Annotated in this window: 2 protein-coding genes; both read right to left on the bottom strand. The window is 64.0% G+C overall.

All coding sequences use genetic code 11. From position 1 onward, the window contains the following. The coding region (locus BM403_RS31170) for a non-ribosomal peptide synthetase (protein WP_139238024.1) at window positions 1-5,288 on the bottom strand (5,288 nt) is incomplete at its 3' end. Window positions 5,289-5,291: 3 nt separating this feature from the next. Next, a partial coding sequence (locus tag BM403_RS31165) for a phosphopantetheine-binding protein (protein WP_139238023.1) occupies window positions 5,292-6,341 on the bottom strand: 1,050 nt, incomplete at its 5' end.

Below are 6,341 nucleotides of genomic sequence, written 5' to 3'. Positions count from 1 at the left end.
CCGTCGAAGGCGAACGACATGAAGTGCAGTTCGCAATCGGCCGGCGACGTTTCATAACGCTCGCCGGTGGCAATGATGTGCGCCACCAACGGGCCATGGGACACCGCCACGCCTTTGGGCATGCCGGTGGAGCCGGAGGTGTAGATCACGTAGGCCAGGTTGTCGCCGTCCAGCGCCACCTCGGGTGCGGTGTCGTCGTCAGCGGACCAGGCTTGCGTCTGGTCCACGGCAAGGGCTTCCAGGCCGTCTGGAATCGGCAAGCGCTGTTGCACCGCCGAATGGGTCAACAGCAATCGGGCGCGGCTGTCCTGCATCATGTACAGCAGGCGGTCACGCGGGTATTCGATGTCCAGCGGCACGTAGACGCCACCGGCTTTCATCACTGCCAGGAACGCCACCATGATCTCGGCGCTGCGTGGCATGGCAATCGCCACGCGCACTTCGGGGCCGACGCCACGGGCGATCAATGCATGGGCCAGGCGGTTGGCCTGGCGGTCCAGCTCGCCGTAAGTCAGCTGTTGCTCGCCAAATTTCACCGCCACCGCCTCGGGGGTTTCCCCGGCGCGGTCGGCCACCAACTCGTGCACCAGGCGCTTGGCCGAGAAGCCGGCATCGCTCTGGTTCCACAGTTGAAGAATCTGTTGCCGTTCGGCGTTGTCCAGCAGGTTTAATTGGCTGAGATTCTGCCGTGGGTCGGCAACCATGCCTTGCAACAGGTTCTGCCAGTGTCGCGCCATGCGTTGCACGGTACTGGCCTCAAACAGGTCCTGGGCATAGCCGAGCGTGGCCCAGATACCTTCGGTGGATTCCTGGATATCCAGGTCCAGGTCGAAATGCGCCGTCTTGCTGTCCCACTCCAGCCCTTCTACCGAAAGATTCGGCAGTTGCTGCTGAACCTGAGCCTGGCCCACGTCGGTCTGATGGTTGAACATCACTTGGAACAACGGGTTGTGGCTCAGGCTGCGCTCGGGTTGCAGCGCTTCCACCAGTTGTTCGAAGGGCAGGTCCTGGTGGGCCTGGGCGTCCAGCGCCCGTTGCCGGGCCTGTTGCAACAGTTGCTCGACGCTCATCTGGCCGTGGAGATCGGCCTTGAGCACCTGGGTGTTGACGAAGAAGCCGATCAGACGCTCGGTCTCGCTGCGATTGCGGTTGGCGATCGGCACCCCGACACGGATCTCTTCCTGGCCACTGTAGCGATGCAGCAACGTCTGGAACGAGGCCAATAGCAGCATGAACAAGGTCACGTCCTGCTGCTTGGCCAGGGCCTTGAGGCTTTGGGTCAACGCGCCGGGCAGTTCGAATGCCAGGCGCGCGCCACGATGGCTTTGCACAGCCGGACGTGGGTGGTCGAACGGCAACGCCAACACGCTCTGCTCACCGCCGAGCATGTCGCGCCAATACGCCAGTTGACGGGCCTTCTCGCCCGCCTCCATCCAGTTGCGCTGCCATACGGCGTAGTCGGCGTACTGAATCGGCAGCGCCGGCCATTGCAACACCTGTCCCTGGCTGTACGCCGCATACAGTTGCACCAGCTCTTCAACCATCAGTTGCATCGACCAGCCATCGGACACGATGTGATGCTGCACCAATACCAATACATGTTCATCAGCGGCGATGCGCAGCAACGAAACCCGCAGCAAAGGCCCTTGTTCCAGATTGAAGGGTTGGGCTATTTCGGCCTCGACCCGCGCCTTGAGCTGTACTTCCTGCACCTCGGCGTGCGCTATCTGCAACGACACCTGCGGTGAAATGATTTGAACCGTGCGGTCGCGCTCCTGGCGCAAATGAGTGCGCAGGCTTTCATGCCGGGCCAGCAAGGTATCGAAACTGCGTTGCAGTGCACCCAGGTCAAGCTGCCCTTTCAAACGCAAGGCGCTGGGGATGTGGTACGCGGCGCTTTGCGGCTCCAGTTGCCATAAAAACCACTGGCGCTCCTGGGCGTAGGACAGCGGCAACGGCTGGTCCCGCCCTACCGGCAACAGCGCGGGCGCGGTCGGCGCGCCTGGGGCCTGGGTGGTCAGTGCGGCGACAAACCCCTCCAGGCGCGGCTGCTCGAACAGCAATTTGAGCGGCACTTCGCGCTGCAATGCCTGGCGAATGCGCGAGACCACCTGCATGGCCAGCAGCGAATGCCCGCCCAGTTCGAAGAAGTGGTGGGTCAGGCCCACACGCTCGACGCCAAGAATATCGGCCCAGATCGCCGCAACCTGCTGTTGCAGTGGCGTAACCGGTGCCTGCCAGGTCTGTTGCACCGTGCTGCCATCGGGTTTGGGCAGCGCCTGGCGGTCAAGCTTGCCGTTGGGGTTCAACGGCATGCGGTCGAGGAAGATCAGGTGCGCAGGCACCATGTAATCGGGCAGTTGCTCACGCAAGGTGGCCTTGAGCGTTTCGCCCGCCGCCGCATGCTCGGCGGCGGACAACGGCTGGGCTGGCACAAGGTAAGCCACCAACTGGTTGTCGGCCGCCAGCAGGAAGGCTTCGCGCACCGCCTCCTGGGCCAACAGCAGCGCTTCGATCTCACCCAACTCGATTCGGAAACCGCGGATTTTGACCTGATGGTCGACGCGACCGACGTATTCGATCACCCCGTCGGCGCGATAACGCGCCAGGTCACCGGTGCGGTAAAGACGCTCGCCCAGGGTGCTGAACGGGTCGGCGACAAAACGTTCGGCGGTCAGGCTCGGGCGCTGCAGGTAATCACGGGCCAAGCCACTGGCACTGGCAATGTACAGCTCCCCCACGGCGCCAACCGGCAACAGGTTAAGGTCACGGTCCAACACATACAGGCCACGCCCCGGCAACGCGCGGCCAATCGGGCTGGCAGTGGCGCCAATCACGGCGTTGTCATCGCTGCAATCGAGCACGCTGGACACCACCGTGGCCTCGGTCGGCCCGTAGGTATTGAGCAGGCGTACATGCCCCAGCCCCGCGCGCCGCCACAGCACCGGGCCATCCAGCGGCATCGCTTCGCCGCCGATATGCACCTGGCGCAATGCGCCATAGGGCCGTGGCCCCGCGGCCAGGCAATCCTGCAGGAACAGTTTCCAATAGGCGGTGGGCAAGTCGGCCAGGGTGATACCTTGATCGATAATCTGCCGGTACAGCTCAGCGCCGTCCCACAACTGCGGCCCGCGCAACACGACCGTCGCGCCCAGGGTCAGAGCCGGGTACAGCTGCTCGACAAAACCATCGAAGTTCAGGGTCGCGAACTGCAGTACGCGGTCGTCCGCGACCAGGCGCGAATACTCGGCCGCGATACCGGCGAATTCGCTCAATGCCGCATGGCTGATGGCAACGCCTTTTGGCTTGCCGGTGGAGCCGGAGGTGTAGATGACATATGCCAGGCTGCGGGGCTCGAACGCGGTAGGCGGGTTGTGCTCGGCACACTGCGCCAACTGCGCGTCGGCCAGGTCGATGTCCAGCGCCGTCAGATCGGCCGGCAATGGCAAGCGGTCGCGCAGGTGGGATTGGGTCAACACCAGTCGCACACCACTGTCATCGAGCATATGCACCAGGCGCTCACGCGGGTATTCAGGGTCAAGCGGCACGTAGGCGCCACCCGCCTTGAGCACGGCCAACAGGCTGACCACCATGGCAAAGGAGCGCTCGACCGCGATGCCCACCAGCACCTCCGGGCCTACGCCCTGGGCGATCAGGTAGTGCGCCAGGCGATTAGCCTGGCGGTTCAGTTCACCGTAGCTGAGCGTTTGCTCATCCAAGGCCAGTGCCTGGCGCGCCGGATGTTCGCGGGCCTGCGCCTCGAACAACTGGTGCACGGCATCCGGTGCGGCGACGGTGGCGGGGGCATTCCAGTCCTTGAGCATCCGCTGTTGTTCGGGTGCATCGAGCATCGACAGCGCGCAAAGACGGCTGCGTGGTGCACTCACTGCCGCCTGGAGCAGGTTCTGCCAATGCTGCGCCAAGCGTTCGATGGTTGCGCTTTCGAACAGGTCGGTGGCGTAGGTCAGCGCCGCCCAGAGGCCTTCGGCGGACTCATGGGTGTCCAGGCTCAGGTCGAAATGCGTGGTCTGGCTCTCCCAATCCAGTTCTGCCACCCGCAGGCCAGGCAATTGCTGGCCATCGCGCCCGCCCTGGGCGTCGGTCTGGTGGTTGAACATCACTTGGAACAGCGGGTTATGGCTCAGGCTGCGTTCGGGTTGCAGCGCCACCACCAATTGTTCAAACGGCAAGTCCTGGTGCGCCTGGGCTTCCAGGGCGCGGCGCTTGGCCTGTTGCAGCAGTTCGGCGAAGCTCATCTGCCCGTCAAGATCGGCCTTGAGCACTTGGGTGTTGACGAAAAAGCCGATCAGCCGCTCGGTTTCCACGCGGTTGCGGTTGGCGTTCGGCACGCCGATGCGGATGTCCGACTGGCCGCTGTAGCGAAACAGCAGGGTCTGGAACGAGGCCAGCAACAGCATGAACGGGGTCACGCCCTCTTGCTGGGCCAGGCGCTTGATACCGGCCACCAGGTCCGCTGGCAGATGCACCTGCAAGCTGGCGCCGCGATGGCTTTGCTGCGCCGGGCGCGGATGGTCGAGGGGTAATTCCAGCACCGGTTGCTCACCGCCCAGCAGGTCCTGCCAGTACGCCAATTGACGGGCCTTCTCCCCGGCTTCCATCCAGCTGCGCTGCCACAGCGCGTAGTCGGCGTAGTGGATCGGCAAGCCCGGCAATTGCACCTCCTGGCCTTGGCTGTGCGCAGCGTAGAACTGCACCAGTTCCTCGACCATGACTTGCATCGACCAGCCATCGGAAATGATGTGGTGCTGCACCATCACCAGCACATGCTCGTCTTCGGCCAGTTGCAGCAAGGTCACGCGCAACAGCGGCCCCGCCTGCAAATCGAAAGGCCGGGCTATCTCGGCTTCGATGCGCGCCATCAATGGGTGTTCGTCGGCAACGTCCTGGTGTATCTCGATGCGCGCCTCGGGCGCTACGTTTTGCAGCAGGCGCTCGCCGTCCTGTACCAGGCGTGTGCGCAGGCTTTCATGGCGGGCCAGCAGGCTGTCGAACGCGCGTTGCAGGGCCGCCAGGTCCAGTCGGCCCTGCAGACGCAGTGCGCCGGGAATATGATAAGTGGCGCTGTCCGGGTCCAGTTGCCAGAGAAACCACTGGCGCTCCTGGGCGTAGGACAACGGCAGACTCTGGCCGTCCTCACGGATCGAGGCAATCGGCAGTTGGGCGAAGCTCATGCCCCGGCTTTGCAGGCGCTGGTAAAACTGCTGGCGCTGTTCCAGAGGCAGGCGGAGAAAGCGCGAAACCAGATCGATATTAGGGTTGGAAAGCATGGGTCAAATCGCCTCTAGTTCGCTCAAAAAGTCACGAAGATCATCAAAATCTTCCGCGCTGCCGGCGCGGAAGGTGGCGGCGGCCTGGACATAGGCGCGCAGCGTTTCGGTCTGGAACACTTCCAGCAAGGGCACTTCCAGGCCCAGTTCGGCCTGGACCCGCGAGGTGATCTGGATCGCCAGCAGGGAATGGCCGCCCACTTCGAAGAAGTTGTCGTTCAGGCCCACCTGCGGCAGGCGCAGCACGTCGGCCCAGATCGCGGCGACCTGCTGTTCCAGCTCGGTTTCGGGGGCCACATAGGCCTGTTGCAACAGGCTCGCGTCCGGTTCGGGCAAGCCCTTGCGGTCGAGTTTGCCGTTGGGGGTCAGCGGCATGTGCGCCAGGAACATGAAGTGCGTCGGCACCATGTAGTCCGGCAGGTGGGTTTTCAGCGCGCGGCGCAGGCTGTCGCGGAACTCGGCTTCATCGGCCAGGTGGGTGTCTGCCGGTACCACGTAGGCGACCAGTTGCTTGCCGGTCGGGCCTTCCTGGGCCACCACCACGGTTTCACCGACATTGTCCTGTTCGCGCAGACGCGCTTCGATCTCGCCCAGCTCAATACGGAAGCCACGGATTTTCACCTGATGGTCGACACGGCCGAGGTAATCCACCACGCCATCCGGACGGCCACGGGTCAGGTCGCCGCTGCGATACACGCGGCTGCCGGGCTTGCCGAACGGGTCCGGTACAAAGCGCTCGGCGGTCAGGGCCGGACGCTCCAGGTAACCCCGGGCCACGCCCTCGCCGCCCAGGTACAACTCACCGGCTACGCCGATGGGTTGCAGGTTGAGTTGCGCGTCCAGCACGTAGCCGCTGCGATTGCCCAGCAGTGTGCCGATCGGTGCGTAGACGGCACCGCACGGATCGCCCTTGCGCGCTTTCCACAGCAACGGCGTGACCACGGTTTCGGTCGGGCCATAGCCGTTGAACAGGTAGGTCGGCTTGAGTGCACGCCACGCCAGGTCATAGCTGGCCTGGGCCACGGCATCACCGCCGAAGCAGTACACACGAAC

This window comes from Pseudomonas sp. OV546, from assembly GCF_900116845.1.
GTDB classification, from domain to species: domain Bacteria; phylum Pseudomonadota; class Gammaproteobacteria; order Pseudomonadales; family Pseudomonadaceae; genus Aquipseudomonas; species Aquipseudomonas petroselini.
This window is presented reverse-complemented; position numbering and strand designations above follow the sequence as displayed.